This is a genomic window from Aedoeadaptatus ivorii, from assembly GCF_030815095.1.
Taxonomy (GTDB): domain Bacteria; phylum Bacillota; class Clostridia; order Tissierellales; family Peptoniphilaceae; genus Aedoeadaptatus; species Aedoeadaptatus ivorii.
Window position 1 is genome coordinate 43457 of sequence record NZ_JAUSWF010000004.1, and the last position, 21904, is coordinate 65360.

Consider the following 21904-nt stretch of genomic DNA (forward strand, 5'->3'; position numbering starts at 1 on the left):
TGCGTTTTCATTCTTTGCGTCCATACAAAAAGACGCTGAAAAAAAGCGTCTTTTTGTCCGATAAAGCGGGGAATTCTATGCATTTTTTCAAAATTCGTGAAAGCCTTTCGATCCACTTTTCCTACCCGTCGCGGCGAATGACAAAGCGCGTTTTGCCCCGCTTCTTTGCGAGATACCCCGTCACGAGAACATACAATAGCGTAAGCACGGGGAGCGCGCCCACGAGCACAGGACCCTTTGGCCGGATGGCAAAGATCGCATAGGAGAGGGCAATGGTAAAGTTGAAGAGGACGCGATAGGAGGTGCGCCGTGTCTTCCCGCTTTCGGTAAAGGGCTGAAAATACAGATAGCTAAAGAGCAGGTGCCGCACAAAGAACAGGAGCACGAGCGCGGGCACCACCAGGGCGAAGAGATAGGCATCGATGGAAAGGCGCCAGCGGACGGCGATGGAACACAGCCCCGCCCAGAGGGCGATCAGGACCGGCAGGTTTTCGAGCAAAAGCGATCGCTCGCGCCCGCGAAAGACGGCCCGTAAGAGATCGCCCTCTTTATACATGCCGTAGTACAAGAGGGGCAGGTCGCAACCCGAAAAGCAGGCCCGCAAAAAGTCCTCGTCGAAGAAAAACATCGCACCGAAAAACGGCACTAAGCAAATCGCTCCATAGAGCAGTTCATACCCCACGGGAAAGCGCGAAAATATCGCCGGCGCCGCGTGCACAAACAGTGTCGCCGCCAGCAGAAAGACCAATGCCGCGCGCACGCGTTTTCTGCGCTTCTTGCCGTGGCGCAAAAAGAACAAGCGGTTGAGCTCCGCCCCGCCGAAGGCCCCGCTCACGGGCACATCCCGCACATCGTCCGCCCGGGCGGATTCTCGAAATGCTGCCCGCTCTATATTCTCCGCATCGAACACTTCCTGCCAGTCCTTATCCAGCCAGGGCAGATACTTGCTATACCGAGAAAACTTCAGGAGATAAGCGGTAGACAGGGCGAGGGCGATCGCCGCGACCACGGCCCCGGTCTTGAAAAAGCCCGCGGGAAGCGTAAGCCCCACCGCATAATGCGTCCACAAAATGCCCGCCAAAAGAGAGAGCTCGAGGAGCACTGGCGCCATACTTCGTGGTTTTTTTCGAAATACCAAGAGCGAACACGCCTCGCCCGTCTGCATGGCGGCCGCGAGCATGAGCGCAAAGGCAGCGCCCGACGGCCCGTCGTTAAAGGCGATCTTTCCCGCAATTGTCGCCACCACGGCATCCCCACAAAATAGAAGGATTGTCTCGGCGATATAGACCGATCGCATGCGCCGCTTGGGCGAGATGCGGAAGTAATTGGAGAGCGCGTAGAGTTCGTCGCCCATCCCCATAAAGCGCGAGCGGAAAAAGCGCACGACGAGATACAGCCACACCACCGCGGGGAGGAGAAACGCCGGCGTAATTTGCCGCTTCAGAAAATAAGCGGGTAAGGCGGCGAAGATGGTGACCCATCCCCAGGCGAAGATCCGCCGAATGAACGCCCACAAGATTTCGAAGGGAACGCCGAGGAACAAGAGCACCCGTTTTATGTCGCCGTAGCCATAGCGGTTCTTTTTGCTGCCGAGGAGGGGGAGATCCCGCAGTTTGTAGAGGATCGTATTCACCCGCTCCAACACCCGCCGGCGGTAGAGGAATACGAGCAGGCGGAACATCATGACAACCGCTTCGCCAAGAGGCGCTCGCCGGCGGATGCGCGCAAAAAGTCCGAATCCGTCTCGACCAGCTTTTTCCCTTGGATCAAAACCGCTTCGTCGCACAAATCCTTTGCCAGGGCGACGATATGGGTGGAAAATAGGACCACTCGATCGCGTTTTAGATCCTTAAGGACCTCTTTGATCTTTTGCTGAATCACCACGTCGAGACTCGTCAAAGGCTCGTCCATCAGAATCACCCGGGGCGCGGTCAACAAAAACATCAGCATCTGCAGTTTGTTCTTGGTGCCCAGCGAATAGTGCTGAATCAGCATATCCCGATTCTTTTCGTCGATTTCCGCGTAGTCAAAGAGCGCATCCGCATCCTCCCGCCGGCCGTAGAGGTCGAGATATAAGCGGATAAATTCCCGCCCGGTTAAAAAGTTCGGAAATTGCGGATCCGCCACCATATAAAACACGTCTCCGTCTACGATTTCGCGCCGCTTTCCGTCTTCTTCTATGGAAATGCCGCCCGCGTCATAAGGCTTTTTGCCGCTGATCAGGTCGAATAACGTCGTCTTTCCCGCCCCGTTTCTGCCCAGGATGCCGTAAATCTTTCCCGCCGAAAACCGCGCGCTCGCGCCTCGGAGCACCTGGTTGTCTCCGAAGGATTTGTCGATTGCGTCGATGATCAGTTCCATATTGCGCCTCCGTTTCGTTCCTTTTGCAAATCAATCTCTTCTTGATTTCATTTTTTTATTGTAACGAAAAGCGCGGCGAGATTCAAATGACCCGCCCGTTTGATACAATAAGGCGTATGACAAATAAGGAGGAAACCATGACCCATACCCCCTGGACACAAAATATCGAGGCCGCCTGCACAAAAAAAGCGGCCCTCTTCTCTGAAAGTCCCCTGCGCTATTTGACGCGATCGGCCTTTGCCGGCGCCTTTTTGACCCTTACCACCTTGGCGGGCTTTGTGACCGGCGATCTACTCGCCGCCATCCACCCCGCCCTGAGCCGCCTCGCCTTTCCCCTCGTCTTTTGCTGGGGGCTGATCTATATCTTATTTCTAAACGGCGAACTCGTCACCTCCAATATGATGTATCTGACGGCGGGACTCTATCGCCGCGCCGTGTCTCTGCCCCACGCCCTCGGCATCCTCTCGCTGTGCACCGCCGGAAATCTCGCGGGGGCCATTCTCGTGGGCACCCTCGCCGCACAGACATCGGTGCTCGCGTCCTTTTCAGCGCCCGATGCCATGGCGGGTGCGGTCGTGGCGGCAAAACTCGCGAAACCGAGCGCAGAGCTCTTCTTTTCGGGCGTCCTCGCCAATGTCTTCGTCAATATCTCCATTCTCTCGTGGCTTTCGGTAAAAAACGAGGCGGCGCGCATCCTCTGCGTCGCCACCCCGATCATAATGTTTGTGCTTTTGGGACTGGAGCACGTCGTCGCTAACTTCGGCTCCTTTTCGCTCGTATACTTTTCCGGCGCGGGCGCGGCGGGACTGAGCGCGGCGAATACCGCCCGCCAATGGCTCTTCGCCTGGCTCGGCAACTACATCGGCGGCGGCGTACTGATCGGCCTCGCCTATGCCTGGCTGAACGGCGGCTGTAAATCCTATAGGGATTAGCTCCGCTTATTCCCCTATTTGATACACTTCCATATCGACCACCCCATCGGCGACAATGTTCAAAAAATCGATATCGTGGGAGACTACAAAAACAATCCGCTCGGAAGATGCCGCCCAGGCGATGCTCTCCGCAATCCTAAGCATATTCTCATAATCCATTCCCGAGGTAGGCTCGTCGAAAAAAAGCAACGGAACGTCTCGGTATAGTGCCGTTGCGACGGCTACGCGTTGTTTTTCGCCGCCGGATAGACTATGCGGGTGTCTCAGGCGAAGCGGCTCGAGGTCGAGTTCTCCTAAAATCCGATCGAGTCGTTGTTTCTCGTAGGCACCGCCCAATGTGATTTCCTTTTCTACCGTCTCGGCAAACAATTGTCTGTGCACATCCTGCATTACGAGGCCCGACATCGCAATCCGCTCCGTCTTGGTAAGGCGTTTGTTTTCATAAAAAATCTCGTCCTTCAAAGTGCGCTCTACGCCAATCAATGCCCGCAAAAATGTAGACTTGCCGCAACCATTTCTGCCGACGATGCCATAGACCCTTCCCTTTTCAAAGAACATATTGCGCATATCGATGCCGCGTCTCTTTCCCAGCGAAATTTTAAGCTGCCGTATATGGAGCGCGCCACGCTCCGGCAGTTTTTTACATGCGAGTACAGGCCGTTTTCGGCTTCGTATGCCCTTTGCGCCGAGCACATCCTCGTCCAAAGCCCAAAAACGATCTCGGTCCAAAACCGCATCGACGCGCCCGTCCTCTAAAAGCAGCACGCGATCCGCGAGGGCTGCTACATCGTGCATTCGATGCTCTGCGAGTATCAGCGTGACGTTTTGTTCTTTAAGCTGCCGGAGCATCTCCACCAACACTCTTGTATAGTCCGCGTCTAAATTGGCCGTGGGTTCGTCGAACACGATGACCTCGGTGCCTGCGATGTATGCGGCGGCAACACATAGGATTTGCTTTTCACCGCCGGAGAGCTTGAAGATATCGCGGTCCATCAAATGCCGAATCGGAAATAGAGCGAGCATATCCGCAAGCCTTTTTCGCATATCGTCGCGGGAAAGTCCTATGTTTTCTAGAAAAAATACGAGTTCTAAGGTGGTGTCTACGTTAAAAAAATGGGTCTTGGGATTTTGAAATACGCTGGATACGATCTGCCCGACTTCGTAGATCGGCATCTCTTGGATATCTCTCGTGCCGATTTGCACACTGCCCTCTATTTTTGCGCCCAAAAATTCTGCCGCCAACCCATTACATACATGAATCAAAGACGATTTTCCCGATCCGCTCTTTCCCGCAATCAATAGACATTCCCCTTTTCTTACCGAAAGAGAAATGTCGGAGAGAACAGGGGTTTTGGGGGCATATGCGAGCGAAAGATTTTCGATTTCTACCATAACCACCCTCCTACGGTAAATAAAACGATAGGCAGTAAATACAATAGATCCGCCGCGCCGATGGCGACTTTTGTATAGCGCGTCTTGGCCACGGGATTGGCGATACATTTTGCCTCTGCCGCCATGGCAATGTCATCGGCGATCTCGGAAGAAGCGATCAATAGCGGCACCGCCACATATTCCGGATACCGCCACGGGGCGCCCTGCAAAACGCCCCGAATCCGCATCGCCGTTCGGATATTTCTTCTCTCTTCCCGAAAAGCGGGGAAAAATCGAAAGATTACCGCAATGGGGATAGAGACCGAAGCGGGAATCCGCAGCGCGTCCATCGACGAAAGAATGCTCCCCACATCGGAAGTGCGAATCAAAAACTTTCCAGCCGCAAAAGGCAAAAAAAATAGGCGAATCACCATCAGGAGGGATAGGAGCATCTTTACGACAAAAGGCGCGCGGTATAACGCAAAAAGCCCCGGCAGACCGAATAGGACCGCGTACAGCAAGAGTTGCCGAAAGGCGGTGCGCTTTTGGCCATTTAAAAAAAGAAACAGAGAGATCACCGACAAAACGCCCCACGCACAGACATCGGGCAGGGAACGCACAACGGTGGTGCCCAAAAGAATCACGGCGATGATTTTGCTGATGGGGTTCGGATTGCATCCCCGTCGAAGTCGCGTCGTCATTCGACAATGCCCGCACGACGGAAGTGCTTTTTCAAAAATGCACGTCCGATATAGGCGCCGACGATGCCACCGCAAAATGCACCGAGATAGACCAATGCCATATGGGGGTAGGTGATGAGCCGCTCGAGCATCTCCACATATTCTTTGCCCATCATCATGGACATCTCTATATATTGCTCTTTTGCGAGGAGCATCTGCATCAGCGAACCGCAAATCCAAGTGGAAAATACCGCATAGGAAAGCATATTATAGCGAAAAGAGCGGTACAATCCGATGCGGCGAATGCCTTCCGCCAAAGTGACGACCACCAGTGACAGTATGGGGAGTACAAAAGTGTGTCCCATGGCAAACATTACGAGAGGCGTAATCATGCCGAAGATCCATAGTGCCCCGGGCTTTTGGATTTTTGCCATCAAAAGCATGACGACGACGCCCGCCGCCACAGCGAGGACAGCGGGATAGATCAGAAACAAAATCGGTACCATACCCATCATACCGATGCCGAACATAAGCACAAAGTAGACCACGCTAAAGACGCCGATGGTTACCAAATTCTTTACGGACAATTTTTCTTCAGCACGCATTTTTTCCTCCTTGTTCTTCTCGTCCCATGTGGACGAGGGCAGTATATTGCATCCATAGGCCCGCTACGATCACCACGGCGTCCACCGCTGGTTCTGCCCACCATACGGCGCTCGGCCCGAATACTTTGGGCAGAATCAACATGGCGGGCACAAAGCCGATAAGTTGTCGCAATAGGACCAAGATCCCCGCCTTTTTGCCGTCCCCTATTGCTTGGAAAAACGTGATTGTCATCACCATCACGCCATATAAAGGAAACACACTATAAAACATGCGAAAATTCTGTGCGCCCGTCGCGCGCAAAGCGGTTTGCACATTGAAGGCGGATAGGATTTGCGGCGCAAAAACTTGCGCGGGGATCCAAAACGCCAAGGCGAGCAAAAGACCGCCCCAGCAAAATACTTTCATGAGTTTTCGTACGCGCTCGAATTGTTTGGCGCCGTAATTGGCCCCCGCCGCCGGTTGTAGACCTTGGCTCATTCCCCAAAGCGGTATAAACGAAAACGCATAGATTCGAAGTGTAGCGGCCATCACCGTTCCGTAAGCGTCTCCTCCATAAGCAAAAGCCTGTTTATACAATAGGGTCTGTTGGATCATAAACAGGAGTTGCATAACCATCGCCGATGCGCCCACCGCAAACATTTCGCGGGCAATCGCGGCATTTCTGCGAATGCCTAGGATCTGCACAGTCTCGCTTTTATGGAGGAAATAATAAAGAGTGATTGTGGCTTGCACGACTTGGGCGATTACCGTCGCAAGCGCCGCCCCTTCCACGGCATGGTCTCCCATCGCCGTCATCAGGATCGGGTCCAGGGCGATATTGATGATAGCGCCCAATGCCATAATGCCCATAGCGCGCTTCATAAGACCCTCGCCGCGCATCACCATATTGGCGGACTGGGTAAAGTTTACGAATACAGACCCCAAAAATAGCACCCGCAGATAGCGGATCCCCATCTGCTTGATCGCCCCGCTCGCGCCCACTGCTTCGAGAAATAGGGGTGCGAACAGTGCGCCGCCGAGTGTGATCAGCGCGGAAAACAGAAGCACCCAAAAAATAAGATTCCCCATAATGCCGTCGATCGTCTCCTGATCCTTCTTTCCCAGTGCGCGAGAAAGGATCGAAGCACTCCCTACACCCAAAAGCGTAGAGATGCCGCTATTGACAAAGGTCATGGGCAAGGCAATACCGCAAGCCGTCATGGCTTCTTCCCCTATAATATGGCCCGCGAAAATGCCGTCCATCAGCGGGTATAGGCCGATCACCAACATGCCGATTACAGCGGGAATCGACAGACGAAATAGGAGAGAAATCGGAGAGTCGACCAACAGTCTTTCTTTCATCGTTTTTTCCATATGCGCCCTCCTAATACACAAAGGCTTCCGACATGGCGGACTTTTCGATCAAGTTCTCGTACACCGGAGATTCGGAACGTAGCGTTTCGTGCCGGCCTACACTTTGTACCTCCCCGTCGTCCAAGACCACGATCGAATCCGCATTTTCTATCGACTTCATGCGATGAGAAACGACGATCACCGTCTTATCGCCGATCAATGTACGCAGACTTTCTTGAATCTTTCGTTCGTTTTCCACATCCAAGCTCGCAGAAATCTCGTCTAACAACAGAATCGGCGCATCTTTCAAAAAGGCGCGAGCGATGGAAAGACGTTGTCGTTCGCCGCCGGAGAGTTCGGCCCCATTTTCTCCGATGAGCGTGTCAAAGCCTTGGGGCAATCGCTCGATAAATTCAGTACAGTGGGCGAGGCGCGCCGCCCGCATCACTTCCGCATCGGTGGCGTCCTTTCGACCGATACGGATATTTTCGAGAATCGAACCGTTAAAGAGTGTCACGTCCTGAAATACGACGGAAATATATGCAAAGAGTGAATCCGTGTGGATCTCACGAATATCGTTTCCGCCGATTCGAATGCTCCCCTCGTCGTAGTCGTATAGGCGAGAAATCAGCTTCAGAATCGTCGACTTTCCGCAGCCCGAAGGACCGACCAGCGCCGTGACTTCTCCCTGTTTTGCCGTAAAACCGACACCGCGGAGCACAGGCGTATCTTTGTAAGAAAAACCGACATTTTCCAGTTCGATGTCGAATCTTTCGAGTTGTACCTGCCTTCCCCGCTGCACCTCTGCCTCTTTGATCTCCCGTATGCGCGCGACGCGGGGCGCAATATAACAGATTTCCAGAGAAAGTTCCGAAGACACATCCACAAGATCCTTAAGTTTTATGGCCGAAAGGATGTATCCCAAGAGATACAATAGCGAGATTTCGCCATTCGCCATCAGATGCGTGCCCACCACCAAGACGACGCCGAGACCGACGAAGGAAAACAGTCCCGAAAGGGCGACGGTCAGTAAGGTGGCGCCTTCGGTCTTGATATGGACGGCTTCGCTATGGTCCATCTGCGAATATAGACTGCCGCGTGTGGCATCTGCCAACTGAAAGTCCCGAATTTCTCGGTACATCTCGATCGCCTCTTGAAAGCGCTCGGAATTTTCGCGCAATACCTTGTGGTAGCGATCGTTATGCGCCGTCGATCGATCCCAAAATAGCGCTAAAACGAGGTAGCGGCACAAAATTGGAACGATCACCGCAAGACCCAATTTGAGATTGCCCCACAGTAGCAACACGCCCAATATCGGAAGAAATAAGTATAGTGCATAAACCTTGGGGATGGCATGCGACATAGCGTGTTCCACCGCCTCCACATCGGCCATCACGGATTGAGCGAGATCCGATAAATCGTGCTTGGAAAAATAAGAAAGAGGCAGCTGTGCCAGGCGCTCGGAGATATCGATTCGGAGTGCCGCACTTTCCTTATAGGTGGCGCTGTAAAGCCGATCGTATTCTACCGAAAGAGCGAGGTATAACGCCGCACATACGGCGATGGACGCACCCGCATACAATAGCGGATCGCGAATCTGCCCTACAAACATTTTCTCGGCAAAAAATAGTAAGAGAAATACCGGCCCCATCGTAACGATATACACGACAAGACTCGCCAAGGTCGCCCTCCAAAGGCCCTTTGCCCCCAATGCGGATATGGCGAATTTTCGCTCAAACCACTTTTGCATCGTTCAACCTCCATTCTTCGGCGCTATGGTAGAGTTCGACCAACTGCTTGTAGCGCCCCTTTGCGCGCATCAGCGTCCTATGATCTCCCCGCTCGACAATGCGCCCCTTTTCGAGGACGAGGATTTCGTCGACATTTTGGATGCTCGAGAGCCGGTGCGCGATCATAATGACGGTCTTGTTTTTCATCAGATTTTGAAATGCCTGCTTGAGTGCATACTCGTTGTCGACGTCGATCGCCGCACTCGCCTCGTCCATAATGACGATGGGCGCATCCTTCAGAATGGCGCGAGCGATGGCGATGCGTTGTCGTTCGCCGCCCGAGAGGTGCACGCCTTTTGTTCCGATTACCGTCTCCTCTCGAAGGGGGAACTTCTCGAGGATTTCATCACAACCTGCGAGGCGAAGCGCTTCCATCACCTCGCTTTGCGTGGCGTCTCGATCGGCCAATGCCACGTTTTCATAAATTGAAGACTGAAACAGCTTGGGGTCCTGAAATACAAAGGCGATCGCTTTGCTAAGCGCCTCTTCCGTATACGCTTCTGTCGGCTTTTTGCCGATGGCAATGTGTCCGACGTCTACGGCATAAAATCCGCTCAAGAGTTTTGCCAAGGTCGACTTACCCGATCCCGAGTTTCCCACCAAAGCATAGGTCCTGCCTGCGGGTAGAGAGACCGAAAAATTGCGAAAGACCTCGTGATCGCCGTAAGAAAAATCGACGCCGCAAACATCGATGTCGTATGCCGTGACCTGCGCCTCTTCGCCGAAGGCCGGGCGGCTTTTAAGCATGTCTCTATATAGAGATTCCAGATTGTCCAAGGCATAATTTGCCTGAAATAGGTACATTCCCGCATACATAATGCGCATAAAGGCTACAAAAACAATGCCACTTAAAAACAAAAGCATCATCAGTTCTGCGGCGAGCGCTTTGGGATCTCCGATGCGTCCCATCACAAACGATAGTAAAAGAATCAATAGCGCGACAATGCCGTAAAACAGCCATTGATAAAGCACATAAGGTCTTTTACAACGCAAGGCATATTGGTACGCATAATGCGCGTAATCGCGAATGGCATCGTAGAGAGCACGGAAGGATCGAACATCGGCTTTGAAGATTTTTACGACCTGTATGCCCCGTATGTATTCCACCGTTTCACCGCTCAGTTTTTTTAACGCGTCCTGATACACTTGCATAAATGTACTTTCTCCGCCGGCCATCGCTTTGAGCAACAATCCGCCCAAAGCAACCACACCGAGGAGCACAGCCCCCAGACGTATGTCGATCAGAAACCCGATTGCAAGCGCCAAGATCGGCGTCAAAATCGCCTGCCCCGTGTCGGGAATCATATGTGCTACGGCGGAATGGGTCTGGGCGGCATTGTCGTCGACAATTTTGCGCACGACGCCGCTCTGATGCAGGTCGAAAAATCGAAAACCCGCCTTTAGGATTCCGTCAATGCCTTTCTTGCGAAGATTGGTCTCGAGCCGAAATCCCAGTTTGTGCGAAAAAAGACCCGAAAGATAATAGGCAATGCCGCCGGCGGTGAGCAGGACGACGGTCTTTGTCGCCAATTGTAATGCGCCGGATGCATCGCCTGCGATGGCCAGGCGCTCGAGGATTCGGCAGACGAGAAAATAGCCGTAGGCGGTCATCAAGACCGACGAGATCGACAAGCACAGTGATACAATGCCATCACTTTTTCCCTCGGGTACATATCCGAATATGCGTTGATACGTCTTCACGTCTTCCCCCTTTATGGATAACAATTATCAATGGTGCGTAAAATTTTTCGGCCCTCTCGAGCCGATTCCCACTTACTTCTCTAAAATTTGTTCGATCATTTGGACGAGGTGTGTCTTATGCCGCACAAAATTTTCCCTCGCCCCCAACGTATTGGCACCGATGATCATGCTGTTAATCACGTCGGTCAAAAGATCAAAGCGCTCCCCTTTCAGCATATCTTCCGTAAAAAAGTCTTCCATGGCCAATAACTCTACGCGTGTCTGCTCTTTTAGGGCGGTAAATAACCGGTCCAGTTCCGGATCTTCTTCTTTTACCAAGAGAAACTCGACATAAATTTCCATCAGCGGATTTTCGTCTACAATTTTTTCGACAATGCGTTCAGCAATAAAACTCGCCTCGCACCCTTTTTGTAGATCTTCTTCATAGGAAGCGATCACGCGATTGCGATATTTAATCCCCATAACCATAAGATCTTTGAGAATTTCTGTGGTATTCCCGTAATAATGGTAAAGCCCGCCCTTCGAAAGATTCGAGGCGATGGCGATATCCTCCATGGTCGTATTGCGAAAGCCCTTTTTGCGAAAAAGATCTGCCGCGGCTTCGGTAATTAATCTTTTTCGCTCCTCCGGACGAAGTCGTTTTCCGGCACACATACTTTCCCTCCTTACCGACGATACCGTCGGTAATTGAATCTTATGATAGTTTCTACGTATTGTCAATACTTTCATGGATTTTATTTGCCACAAAAAAAAGACCCCCGCGGGCGATTTTCGCCATGGGGGTCTTTGTATATTTGCTTACCGCATGCGGTGTTTGTCGGTGATGTAATCTTTTACATTGACTACGCGGCCGTCGTCCAGGTAAATGTAGAATTCCCAGCGACTCAAGATGCCGATGCCCACGCCCATCAGTGCGGCCACCGGTGCGATGACGGTCCAGATGGCGCCCAGGTTCATGGATACGTTCAGGATGACTTCGTCGCGTTCGTCCATAATGACGAGTTTGGTGGCATTGCCTTTTTCCCAGAAGTCGCGAACGGCGTCAATGATTTCCGATCCGAAGTTCGAGATGGAATCGGACATATCTTCCATTTTGGTGCGCTTGGCGTTTTTGAAGTCGTAGGATTGTTCATTTTGTTCTTTTTCCGCGTCGTCTTCGCCCATGATCATGCGAATGGCACGATCTACATCGCCGTCACAGGATAAGAGCGCTTCGCGCACTTTGCCGTATTCGGCGCCGGTGACGGAAATCACGTAGTCGATTTTTTCCATGGTAATCATTGTGCATTCCTCCTATATCGGTAGTAACCTTTTGCTACTGTTATTGTACCCGATAAATTGCTGTGCGCACGGAAAAAGCGGTTCTTTTTACCTTTCTTTACCTTTCTTTAAGATTTAGCCGAAGATCCGCTTGCAGATGGCGTGGGCGGTGGGCGTGCCGGCGAGGCCGCCGATGCCGGTTTCGCGCAGGGCGGCGGGCATGGCGTTTCCGACTTCGTTCATGGCCTGGCAGACTTCGTCGAAGGGAATGACGCTGGTGGTGCCGGCGAGGGCCATATCGGCGCTGATGCGGGCGTTGGATACGCCGGAGGCGTTGCGGAAGGTACAGGGATATTGTACCAGGCCGCCCAAGGGGTCGCATACGAGGCCGAGGATGTTGACGATGGCGATGGAAGCGGCGTGGAGACATTCTTCCACGGTGCCGCCGTAGAGCTGCACGAGGGCGGCCGCCGCCATAGAGGAGGCGGATCCGCATTCCGCCTGGCATCCGCCTTCGGCGCCGGCAAAGGTGGCATAGCCCGCGATAAATTCGCCGATGCCCATGGCGGTAAAGAGCGCCGCCACGAGGTCGTCATCGCTGCAGTCGAGGTTTTCCTGTGCGGTCACCAAGGCCGCCGGTACGATGCCGCAGGAGCCGGCGGTGGGCGCCGCTACGACGACTTGCATGCCACTGTTGGATTCGAAGGTCGCAAATGCCCGTGCCATGGCGCGCAGGGTATCGGGATCGGTGACGTGTTTGCGGTCGCTGTTGGCGTATTCCCAGGTCTTTTTGCCGAAATCGTCGATCATGCCGTGGGGCAGTCCGCTCCCCTTTTCGAGGGTACGACCGGTGGCTTCTTTCATGACGCGGAGCATTTCGCACGCTTCTTTTAAGATTTCTTCTTTTTGGGCGGGATCTCCGTGGGATTCCTCTTCCAACACATAGTCGGAGATCTTCCAGTTGTTTTTCTCACAAATTTCGATAAGCTCTTTTGCCGTATTCAGCATACTAGGCCTCCTTCTTTTTGATGTCGATGTATTTTGCGAAGTCGAATCGCTCTTGGGCGAGGATGGGCTCCATGATTTCCGGTTTGACGGATTCGGTGGTTTCGATGACCAAAGTCACCGTATCGTCGATCTTTTTGGTGACGGCGGTTTCGATATTGTAGTCGTTGTCCGAAAGAATCGAGGATACGTACGAAATCACGCCCTTTTGTTCGGGATATTGCAGAATGAGCGTGGGGAACTCGTTCTTAAACTCTACTTCTATGTCGTTGATGGCGACGATCACCATATTGCCCCCGCCGATGGAAGAGCCGATGACCGACAGATGGCCGCCATTGTCGTAGTGGAAAATAATTTCCACGGAGTTGGGGTGCCGATCGCCCAGGTCCGCCTTTTCGAAGCTATACTCGAGACCGCGTTCTTTGGCGATGGCGAAGCTGTCGCGCAGGCGCTCATCGTGGGGCAAAATGCCCAAAACGCCCGCTACGAGCGCCATATCGGTGCCGTGTCCTATATAGGTCGATGCGAAGGAGCCGTGCAGACGGAATTGTACCTTGTGAAAGGGATCGCCCCCGCTGATCGCCAGGGCCGCGTTTCCGATTCTGCAGGCGCCGGCGGTGTGTGAACTGGAGGGCCCGACCATAATCGGCCCTACGACGTCAAATGCCTTAAACTTTTTCATTCTCCACCTCTATCTTGTAGTTTCAGATATACTGTGAAATAATACCTTCCAGTAGTACATTTTAACACAATTTGGTAATTTTTAAACAGGAGGAATGCCGTGGGAAAAATATGCATCGAGAATGTGCAAATTGTCGATCCATTTTACAGTAGCGTGAAAAAGCAGGACATCGAAATCGACACCGAGACCCCCGATACCGTCGAAATCGACGGGACGGGCAAATATGTCTTTCCCGCCTTTGTCGACGTACACATCCACCTGCGCCACCCCGGCTACCCGGAAAAGGAAACCCTCGAAAGCGGGGCGCAGGCGGCGCTCCACGGCGGCTTTGCCCACGTGATCGCCATGGCGAATACGAAACCGGTGATGGCCGGCGAAGAGATCAGCGCCTTTTACGAGGCGGCAAATTCGCTCCCGATTCACGCCTATACGGTGAGCGCGCTCACCGAAGGGCTCAGGGGCAAGCGGCTCGTCGACATGGCTGATGCAGCACGCCGTGGCGCGGTGGGCTTTTCCGACGACGGCTTTCCCGTGGCCGATGCGGCGCTTTTGGAGGCGGCGATGGAAAAGGCGGCGGCGCTCGATTTGCCCATCAGCCTCCACGAGGAGCACCCCGACTTTGTGCACCAGGCGGGGATCGACAGCCGCTACGCGGACCTATACGCCCGCGAGGGCGCGGAAGTCTACGGCGAGTACGCCCTGGCGGCGCGGGATTTGGCGCTCGCCAAAAAGACCGGCGCGAAGCTCGACATTCAGCACATTTCGGCGGAGATCACCGCACGGCTGGTGGCCGCCTTCGGCGCATCGGGCGCCCGCGTACTCGGGGAGCTTACGCCCCACCATATGACGATGACGGCGGCGGATGTGCGGGCGCACGGGCCCATGGCGAAGATGAACCCGCCCCTTCGCACCGCCTTCGACCGCGACGAACTGGCGAAGCTGCTCAAAGATCCGCATCTCTGTGTCGCCACCGACCACGCGCCCCATACAAAAGAAGAAAAGGCGCGTCCCTTTCCCAAGGCGCCATCGGGGATTGTGGGGCTCGAGACCGCCTTTTGTCTGCTCTACACCGAACTGGTGCAAAAAGATGTGCTCTCTCTTTACGACCTCGTCGACGCCATGACGCGGATCCCCGCCCGCTTCTACCGGCTGCCGCACAAGGGCATCCTGGGCGGCGAATTCGTATTGTTCGACCCCGCGGGCACGACCGAGGTCACCGAGGACTTCTTCTGGGGGAAGGGCAGCAATTCGCCCTTGCTCGGACAAACGCTGAACGGCCGCATCGAAGGGGTGATGGCAAAGGGCGTCTACCACGCCTTTTGACGCGCATGTTTCTTTTGCGGGCGTATTCGAAAAATGTATTTGCACACCAAAAAAGCCGCCGTATCGGGCGGCTCTTTGTGTGTCTTTATTTCCAGTCGGCGGGCTTTTCTTCCACCACCATGTCCTCCGCCTTGGCGCTGTCGCCGTAGGTGGGGGCGAGGGTTTCTTCGTAGGCTTTTGTAAAGAATTTTTCGCCGTAGAGTTTTTCTACGAGGCCGTTTACGAATTCGAGCATTTCGGCATTGCCCTTTCGCACCGCCGGGGCGATATAGTCCACATCGCCCAAGGAGGTGACGCCGACGTCGAATCCGGGGTTTTCTACCGCCCACGCCAGTACCTCGGTGTTGTCGGTACTCATGGCGTCGCCGCGGCCGTCTAAGAGCGCGCCGTAGGCTTCGGCGTATTGGTCGTATTTTTGCAGTTTGACTTCGGGGTGGTTCTTGGTGAAGTAGGTCTCTGCCGTGGTGCCCTTGCTGATAATCAGGATCTTATCGGCGAGCTGCGCTACATCGGTGATTTCGCCATTGGGGGAAACAATGCCCAAGGCGACCTTCATATAGGGCAGGGCGAAGTCCACTTGTTCGCGGCGCTCGTCGGTGACGGTAAAGTTGGCGAGCAAGAGGTCGATCTTGTTGGCGTTTAGGTATTCCACGCGGCTTGCGGCCTCGACGGGCACGTATTTCGCCGTAACGCCCAATTCCTTCGCCACGGCATCGCCCAGGGCGATGTCATAGCCTTGGAATTCGCCCTTTTCGTCCATATAGCCGAAGGGCTTTTTGTCGCCGAATACGCCGATGACGATTTCGCCGGATTTCTTGATTTCTTCGATACTGCGGGTGGCGCCGCCCCCCGTGGTTTCTGCGCCTTCTTCGGCGACGCCGCCGCAGGCGACGAGTCCCAGGGCGAGGACGGCGAGGAAAAATAGGCTTGCGATTTTTTTGAGTTTCATAGGAATGTCCTTTCTGTGGGTTTTATACATCTTCGTAGCAAAAGCCCGCGAGGAAGCGGCGCGCCCGCTCCGTCTCGGGATGTTCGAAGAAGCGGATCGGATCCGCATCTTCGACGATCGTTCCCTTTTCCAAAAACAATATGCGATCGGCGACGTGCTTAGCGAATTCCATCTCGTGGGTGACGATGAGCATGGTCTTCCCCTCGCGCGCCAGCTCGCCCACCAGGGCGAGGACTTCTTTGACCATCTCGGGGTCTAAGGCGGCGGTGACCTCGTCGAAGAGATAGATCTCCGGCTCCATCAACATGGCGCGCAGGATCGCCACCCGCTGCTTCTGTCCGCCCGAAAGGCTTCTGGGATACACCGCCGCCTTTTCGGCGAGGCCCACCCGGGCGAGGAGCGCCATCGCCTTTTCTTCGGCCACGGCTTTCTCCTCGCCCTTGGCCTTTACGGGCCCCAGGGTCAGATTGTCCAGCACCGTCATATGGCCGAAGAGCTCGTAGGACTGAAACACCATCCCGATTTTTTTGCGCACTTCGTGCATATGGCGCTCGTCTTTGACGATGCTCTCGCCGTTTAGGCGAATGTCGCCCGCCTGAATGCTCTCCAGGCCGTTGATACATCGAAGCAGCGTACTCTTTCCGCAGCCCGAAGGGCCGAGGACGGCGAGGACCTGTCCCCGCTCTACGTCGAGGGAAAAGTTGTCCAGCACCTTTCCGTCGCCGTAGTCTTTGGTTAAATTGCGTATCTCTAAAATCGCCATTATGCCTCCTTCCATTTCTGTTCCAGCCGCGACGCCCACTTGGACAAGGGGTAGCAGACCGCAAAATACAACACCATTACGCCGAAGTAGATCCAAAGCGCCGCGGTGGGCACCGTAAGGCGCGTGGCCTCGATAATCTGTTGGCCCGTCTTAATGACTTCGATCACCCCGATCAGAGCGATGAGCGAAGTGGTCTTGATCATGCGGGTCACCAAATTCATCGCCTGGGGCAAGAGCCTGCGCATCGCCTGGGGCGAAATCACATAGCGGAGGATCTGCCGCCGGGTGAGGCCGATGGCCTTTGCCGATTCGTACTGGTGCCTGGGAATCGAAGATAGGGCCGCCCGCACCAAATCCCCCATTTCGGCCGTGCCCCATAGGGTAAAGACGATAACCGCCGAGTGAAAGCCCGAGATATGGACTCCCAGTGCCCGGGCGAGGCCGAAGTAGACGACGAAGAGGAGCACCAACTGGGGCAAGAGCCGCATGGCTTCGAGGTAAAACTTCGAGACGATGCGGATCGCCTTGGACGGTTTTGTCATCAGCCAGCCGAAGAGAATGCCGAAGACGACCGAAAGCGCCACCGACAAAAACGAGACCAGAAGGGTTACCGAAAGCCCCGTAAGGAGCCTCTTTACGGTAAAGGGGTTAATGAGCAGTGCCAAGCCCGATTCCACGGCGCAGCCTCCTTTCCAAGAGCGTAAAGATCCCCGCCACCGGCAAAAGGATCAAGAGATAACTCACGACCAGCATCAACAGCGCTTCATCGGTCTCGTAATAGAGGCCGATGAGATCTTTGGCGACAAACATCAAGTCGGCGAGCGCCACGGCACTGAACACCGAGGTCTCTTTTAAGAGAAAGATCGTATTTGCGCCGATTGAAGGGATCGCCACCGCCATAGCGTGGGGCAGAATCACATAGCGCAGGCGCTGCATCTTGGTCAGGCCGATCGCCTTTGCCGCCTCGATCTGCCCGGTCTCCACCGCCTCGAGACCCGAGCGAATGCTCTCCGCCATATAGCTCGCACCGAGAAAGATCAGCCCGATTACCGCACAGGCCTCGGACGAGAGCACGATGCCGAGCTTGGGCAGGCCGAAGTACAGAAAAAACAATTGGATCAACAGCGGCGTATTGCGCGAGACCTCTATGTAGGCCTTACAAATGCCGTTTAGGATCGGCACCTTTTCGGCGCGGATAAAGGCAATCAAAAGACCCGCCACAAATGAGCCGAGTACGCCGATCAATCCGATGCGCACGGTGAGGATGCCCGCCTCGACGTAGTGGGGCCACATGGTGGCGATAAACTCCCCGTTCATGGAAACTCCTTTCCGGTAACAAAAAAAGCGGGCCGCAGCCCGCTTTTACAGAAAATCGATTCTCCTCGCGTAATCCTATCCCGTGGGTAGAACGACGCCGCGGAGGCACATCTGCGCAGGCAAAAATCCCGTATCGCAACAACAGATACAGGTACAGTCGCAGATGCAGATGGCAACCATAGAATCGATCATGATAACTCCTCGTAATTTCTTTTTTTACAGAATACCACGGCGCCCCGCGCTTGTCAAACCAAATTGGTAGGAATTCCCCCTCCGCCGAAACGCCGTTTCTATAAGGACCGCAGCAATTCGCCGAAGCCGTCGATCTCTTCTTTCGTGGTCCGGTAGGTCGTCACCAGCCGCACCAGCGACGGATCGCCCTCGGCGAATACCTCGAATTGCCCTTCTGCGTCTAGCCGTTGAACCACATCGGCGGGAAGCTCGACGAAGACCTGATTGCTTTCGACCTTGCGATACGGCGGAAAACCCGCTTCGTGGAGCACTTCTTCGAGGTAGAAGGCCATTTCGTTTGCCTTTCGGCCGATCTCGAAAAACAGATCGTCGGTAAATAAGGTCTCGAACTGCACCCCGAGGGTAAAGCCCTTGGCGAGGAGCAGGGAGCGCTGTTTTTGAAAGTAGATAAATTCGTCGGCGAGGCGCTTGTTGCTAAAGACCAGCGCTTCGCCGAAGAGGGCGCCGTTTTTGGTGCCGCCGATCGAAAAGATGTCCGCAAATTCCGGATATTCGGAGAGTTCCACATCGCTCATCGGCGAGGTCAGCGCCGATGCCATGCGGGCCCCGTCGATATAGACCGAAACGCCGTGTTCGTCGGCGATCTCTTTGATGCGCCGCAGTTCGTCTTTGGTGTATACGAGTCCGGTCTCGGTGGCATTGGAAAGGTAGATCATGCCCGGCAGCACATTGTGAAAATTGCCGAAGCTCTCGAGCGTCGCCTGAAGGCGCGCGGGGTCGAACTTGCCGTCTTCGGTCTCGACGGTGATGATCTTGTGGCCGCCCGCCTCGATCGCGCCCACCTCGTCGCCTACGATATGGCCGCTGTCGGCGCTGATGACCGCCTCGTGGGGCCGGAGTACAAAGCCAATGGCGAGCGTGTTTGCCGCCGTTCCGCCGGGGACGAAGTGGACCGGATACGATGCGCCCAGCGCCGCAGAAATCTTCTCGCGCGCGGCCTCGGAGTGGGCGTCGTAGCCGTATCCCTCGCACCCCTCGTCCTGCACGCGAAGAAGCGCCCGCCAGATCTCGGGGTGGCATAGGTCGTGATAATCGTTTCTGAAATTGAACATCGTAGCTTTCCCTCCTTATTGTCATTTGATTTGTGTAATTATATCATAGTGGTGTAAAGAAGGAGGCATCATGAAAAAGAATCGACACGGGGCGGATCTCTACGCCCTGGAACGCCGTTATAAGTGGAAGCCCGAGGAAGTCTTGGACTTCTCTTCGAATATAAATCCCCTGGGCCCCTCGCCCCGGGCCTTGGAAGTGCCCGCAAAAAACGCCGGCGCCGCCGCGCGCTATCCCGATCCCGAATACCGAAAACTCAAAGCGGCGATCAGCCGCTACGCCAATGTGGCGCCGCAGCATATCCTCTTGGGAAGCGGCACCTCGCAGCTGATTCAGGAATACATCGCCTATATTCATCCCGCCCGCGCGCTCCTCAACAGCCCCTGTTATAGCGAATACGGCAAGGAATTGGAGAAGGTCGGGGCGAAGATCGTCGAATTTCCCCTGGACTACCACGAAAACTTTATGCTCGATGTCGACCGCATCATCGAGACCATTCGACGAGAAAAGATCGACCTCTATGTACTCACCAATCCCAACAATCCCACCGGCACCGTGCTTACCCGGGTAGAGATTCAGCGCATCCTCGACGAGACCGGCGTCCGCATGCTCGTCGACGAGACCTATATCGAATTTACCGACCGCGGCGTCTACTCCGTCTGCGCCCTCGCCGCAGGACGCGACGATCTGTTCGTGGTGCGGGGCACCAGCAAGTTTTTTGCCACGCCGGGCATCCGCCTGGGCTACGGCATCACCGCCGATGGGGCCGCTGTGGAGGCCATGTCGGAAAAACTTTCCCTCTGGGGTATCAATATCTATGCCGACCTGATGGGCCGCGAAATGTTTTCGGACGAGGCCTATAAGGCGAAGACCTATCATCTGATCCAGAGCGAAAAAGAGCGCATGTGCGCCCGCCTGGAAGCCATCGACGCATTGAAGGTGTTTCCCTCTTACGGGAATTTCGTGCTGGTAAAAATTCAGGACCGCTCCCACACCGCCGCCGAGCTCCGAGAGGCTCTTTTGGAGAAAAAAATGGTCATCCGGGATTGTTCGAGCTTTCGCAATCTCGACGAGCGCTTCTTCCGCTTCTGCATTTTGAAAGAGGCGGCGAACGAAATGCTCGTCACAGAAATCGAGGCCTTCTTTCAAAAATAGCGCCGTCGCAACCGAAAGAACCCCGTGTTTTCAACGATGCAACCGGCGGTTGACAAAGTTCCACCCCCGCTGTATAGTTCGCAACCGGATTTTTTCGTATGATTTTCTCAGAACGAAAGCCCCCCTGACGAAAGGAGATTCCTATGATCCTCGCAGAAAAAATTATCCGATTACGAAAAAAGCACAATCTGTCCCAGGAGGAATTGGCGGAGCGGTTGAATGTGTCGCGGCAGTCCGTCTCGAAGTGGGAGGGCGCTAAGGCGATCCCCGAGATGGCAAAAATCGTCGAGATGTCGAAGGTATTTCACGTCTCCACCGACTATCTCCTCCGAGACGACATCGAAGAAGAAGACGCCGCAAGCGGCCCCGTCTACGACGAACCGCGAGAACCCGTGCGGCGTGTCGATATGGAAGCGGCGAATCGGTTTTTGGATACCAATGCCCGCCAAGCGCCGAAACTCGGCGCGGGCGTGGCGACCTTTATCCTCTCGCCCTTGGGCGTGATGTTGATCGGCGTGTATTTGGCAACCCGCACCGCAGACGAAAACTTCTATATCTTCGGGGTGATCGCCACCCTCGTCGTGGTGGCCTTGGGCATTATGCAGATGATCCGCCTAGGCAGTATAATGGAGCCCTTTGAATATTTGGAAAAAGAATATATCGAGACCGCCTACGGCGTAGACGGCATGGTGCGAAAGCACCAAGAGGACTTCCGCCCCCGCTACACGCGGGAATTGAGCGCGGGTATCGGCCTGCTCGTCCTCGCCGCGATGCCGATCCTGTTGCTGTCCCTTTCGGGGAACGATCTCTATGTGGGCCCCGCCGTGAGTCTCACCCTGCTTTTCGTCGCCGTCGGCGTCTATTTGATCGTCCACGCCTCCGCCATTCAGGGCGGGTTTCAAATGCTTCTCGAGGAAGGCGATTACAGCCGAAGCGCCAAGCGCTTTGCCAAAAAATCCGCCCATCTCACCACCGCGTATTTTCTGGCCCTGACGGCGATCTATCTCGCTTGGTCCTTTATGACCAACCGCTGGGAAATCAGCTGGGTCGTCTGGCCCATAGGCGCCATCCTCTACGCCGTCATTATGGCGCTGTATCGCCAGTCCCTCGACGACGAATAACGCAAAGAAAAAAGATCTGCTTCGTGCAGATCTTTTTTGATGGTTGGATCTAGCGGCGATTGGCACCAAAAACGCCCCGTTTCTTTGAAACGGATCGTTTTTCCTTACCAGCTATGTTCAATGGCACTTTCTACACTAAATGCTTTATGCTTTCGGTTTCTCTAGCAGTTTGCGAATTACTAATATCAAAACGATCAGTAACGCAATCCTCGTCAAGCTATCTATGCCCGCAAATATTACAGAAAATAACTCTA

The 21904-nt window shown here is 54.4% G+C and carries 21 protein-coding genes; 4 read left to right on the top strand and 17 right to left on the bottom strand.

Translation table 11 applies throughout. The annotated features are described in order from the left end of the window. Positions 1–121 precede the first annotated feature (121 nt). Positions 122–1684 (bottom strand): hypothetical protein, encoded by a 1563-nt coding sequence (locus tag QO008_RS03655; RefSeq protein WP_307384514.1) that lies wholly within the window; start codon positions 1682–1684, stop codon positions 122–124. Then, positions 1681–2361 carry an ATP-binding cassette domain-containing protein gene (locus QO008_RS03660; RefSeq protein ID WP_126466149.1) on the bottom strand — a complete coding sequence of 227 codons (681 nt, stop codon included), beginning with the start codon at positions 2359–2361 and terminating at the stop codon, positions 1681–1683. Before QO008_RS03660 ends, QO008_RS03655 begins: the two co-directional genes overlap by 4 nt. Positions 2362–2498: 137 nt before the next feature. Between QO008_RS03660 and QO008_RS03665 the strand changes: the two genes are divergently transcribed. Then, a complete protein-coding gene (locus QO008_RS03665; RefSeq protein ID WP_126466150.1) occupies positions 2499–3293 on the top strand; it encodes a formate/nitrite transporter family protein in 795 nt (264 codons plus the stop codon). Between the two features lie 6 nt (positions 3294–3299). On the opposite strand, the gene QO008_RS03670 is transcribed toward QO008_RS03665, so the two are convergent. The 10 genes from QO008_RS03670 to sdaAB form a co-directional block, all read right to left on the bottom strand. Continuing rightward, on the bottom strand, positions 3300–4685 hold the full coding sequence (locus QO008_RS03670; protein ID WP_307384518.1) for an ABC transporter ATP-binding protein: 1386 nt from the start codon (positions 4683–4685) through the stop codon (positions 3300–3302). Next, positions 4679–5365, bottom strand: a complete 687-nt coding sequence (locus QO008_RS03675; RefSeq protein WP_126466152.1) for an energy-coupling factor transporter transmembrane component T — start codon at positions 5363–5365, stop codon at positions 4679–4681. Before QO008_RS03675 ends, QO008_RS03670 begins: the two co-directional genes overlap by 7 nt. Continuing rightward, a complete protein-coding gene (locus QO008_RS03680; RefSeq protein WP_126466153.1) occupies positions 5362–5949 on the bottom strand; it encodes an MptD family putative ECF transporter S component in 588 nt (195 codons plus the stop codon). Before QO008_RS03680 ends, QO008_RS03675 begins: the two co-directional genes overlap by 4 nt. Continuing rightward, a complete protein-coding gene (locus tag QO008_RS03685) occupies positions 5939–7303 on the bottom strand; it encodes an MATE family efflux transporter (protein ID WP_126466154.1) in 1365 nt (454 codons plus the stop codon). The genes QO008_RS03680 and QO008_RS03685 overlap by 11 nt, the downstream gene beginning before the upstream one ends. Positions 7304–7313: 10 nt before the next feature. After that, positions 7314–9032 (bottom strand): ABC transporter ATP-binding protein, encoded by a 1719-nt coding sequence (locus QO008_RS03690; RefSeq protein ID WP_126466155.1) that lies wholly within the window; start codon positions 9030–9032, stop codon positions 7314–7316. Beyond that, a complete protein-coding gene (locus QO008_RS03695; RefSeq protein ID WP_307384524.1) occupies positions 9016–10773 on the bottom strand; it encodes an ABC transporter ATP-binding protein in 1758 nt (585 codons plus the stop codon). The genes QO008_RS03690 and QO008_RS03695 overlap by 17 nt, the downstream gene beginning before the upstream one ends. Before the next feature lie 72 nt (positions 10774–10845). Further along, positions 10846–11427, bottom strand: a complete 582-nt coding sequence (locus QO008_RS03700) for a TetR/AcrR family transcriptional regulator (RefSeq protein WP_307384526.1) — start codon at positions 11425–11427, stop codon at positions 10846–10848. Positions 11428–11571: 144 nt separating this feature from the next. Continuing rightward, positions 11572–12054, bottom strand: a complete 483-nt coding sequence (locus QO008_RS03705; RefSeq protein WP_307384528.1) for a DUF4342 domain-containing protein — start codon at positions 12052–12054, stop codon at positions 11572–11574. A 114-nt stretch (positions 12055–12168) separates the two neighbouring features. Beyond that, positions 12169–13041, bottom strand: a complete 873-nt coding sequence (sdaAA, locus tag QO008_RS03710) for an L-serine ammonia-lyase, iron-sulfur-dependent, subunit alpha (RefSeq protein WP_307384531.1) — start codon at positions 13039–13041, stop codon at positions 12169–12171. Between the two features lies 1 nt (position 13042). Continuing rightward, complete coding sequence (gene sdaAB / locus QO008_RS03715; RefSeq protein WP_126466160.1) at positions 13043–13720, bottom strand: L-serine ammonia-lyase, iron-sulfur-dependent subunit beta; 678 nt, start codon at positions 13718–13720, stop codon at positions 13043–13045. 99 nt (positions 13721–13819) lie between these two features. On the opposite strand from sdaAB, the gene QO008_RS03720 reads away from it, so the two are divergent. Next, positions 13820–15043, top strand: coding sequence for a dihydroorotase (locus QO008_RS03720; RefSeq protein ID WP_307384534.1), 1224 nt, complete (start codon positions 13820–13822; stop codon positions 15041–15043). A gap of 85 nt (positions 15044–15128) precedes the next feature. Here the strand turns inward: QO008_RS03720 and QO008_RS03725 are convergent, their stop codons facing one another. The 5 genes from QO008_RS03725 to QO008_RS03745 all read right to left on the bottom strand — a co-directional run bounded on the left by QO008_RS03725 (position 15129) and on the right by QO008_RS03745 (position 19376). Then, the gene (locus QO008_RS03725) at positions 15129–15992 is read right to left on the bottom strand and encodes a cysteine ABC transporter substrate-binding protein (RefSeq protein ID WP_307384536.1); all 864 of its coding nucleotides are present in this window, start codon (positions 15990–15992) and stop codon (positions 15129–15131) included. Between the two features lie 22 nt (positions 15993–16014). After that, positions 16015–16755, bottom strand: coding sequence for an amino acid ABC transporter ATP-binding protein (locus QO008_RS03730; RefSeq protein ID WP_307384538.1), 741 nt, complete (start codon positions 16753–16755; stop codon positions 16015–16017). Then, positions 16755–17432: an amino acid ABC transporter permease gene (locus QO008_RS03735; protein WP_126466164.1), complete on the bottom strand. Its 678-nt coding sequence runs from the start codon at positions 17430–17432 to the stop codon at positions 16755–16757. The genes QO008_RS03730 and QO008_RS03735 overlap by 1 nt, the downstream gene beginning before the upstream one ends. Beyond that, entirely contained in the window at positions 17404–18072 is a 669-nt protein-coding gene (locus tag QO008_RS03740) for an amino acid ABC transporter permease (protein WP_126466165.1), read from the bottom strand. The genes QO008_RS03735 and QO008_RS03740 overlap by 29 nt, the downstream gene beginning before the upstream one ends. 290 nt (positions 18073–18362) lie before the next feature. Further along, entirely contained in the window at positions 18363–19376 is a 1014-nt protein-coding gene (locus QO008_RS03745; protein WP_307384542.1) for a threonine aldolase family protein, read from the bottom strand. A gap of 70 nt (positions 19377–19446) precedes the next feature. On the opposite strand from QO008_RS03745, the gene QO008_RS03750 reads away from it, so the two are divergent. Beyond that, on the top strand, positions 19447–20529 hold the full coding sequence (locus QO008_RS03750) for a pyridoxal phosphate-dependent aminotransferase (protein WP_307384544.1): 1083 nt from the start codon (positions 19447–19449) through the stop codon (positions 20527–20529). A gap of 143 nt (positions 20530–20672) precedes the next feature. Next, positions 20673–21650 carry a helix-turn-helix domain-containing protein gene (locus tag QO008_RS03755; protein ID WP_307384546.1) on the top strand — a complete coding sequence of 326 codons (978 nt, stop codon included), beginning with the start codon at positions 20673–20675 and terminating at the stop codon, positions 21648–21650. The last annotated feature ends 254 nt before the right edge of the window (positions 21651–21904 follow it).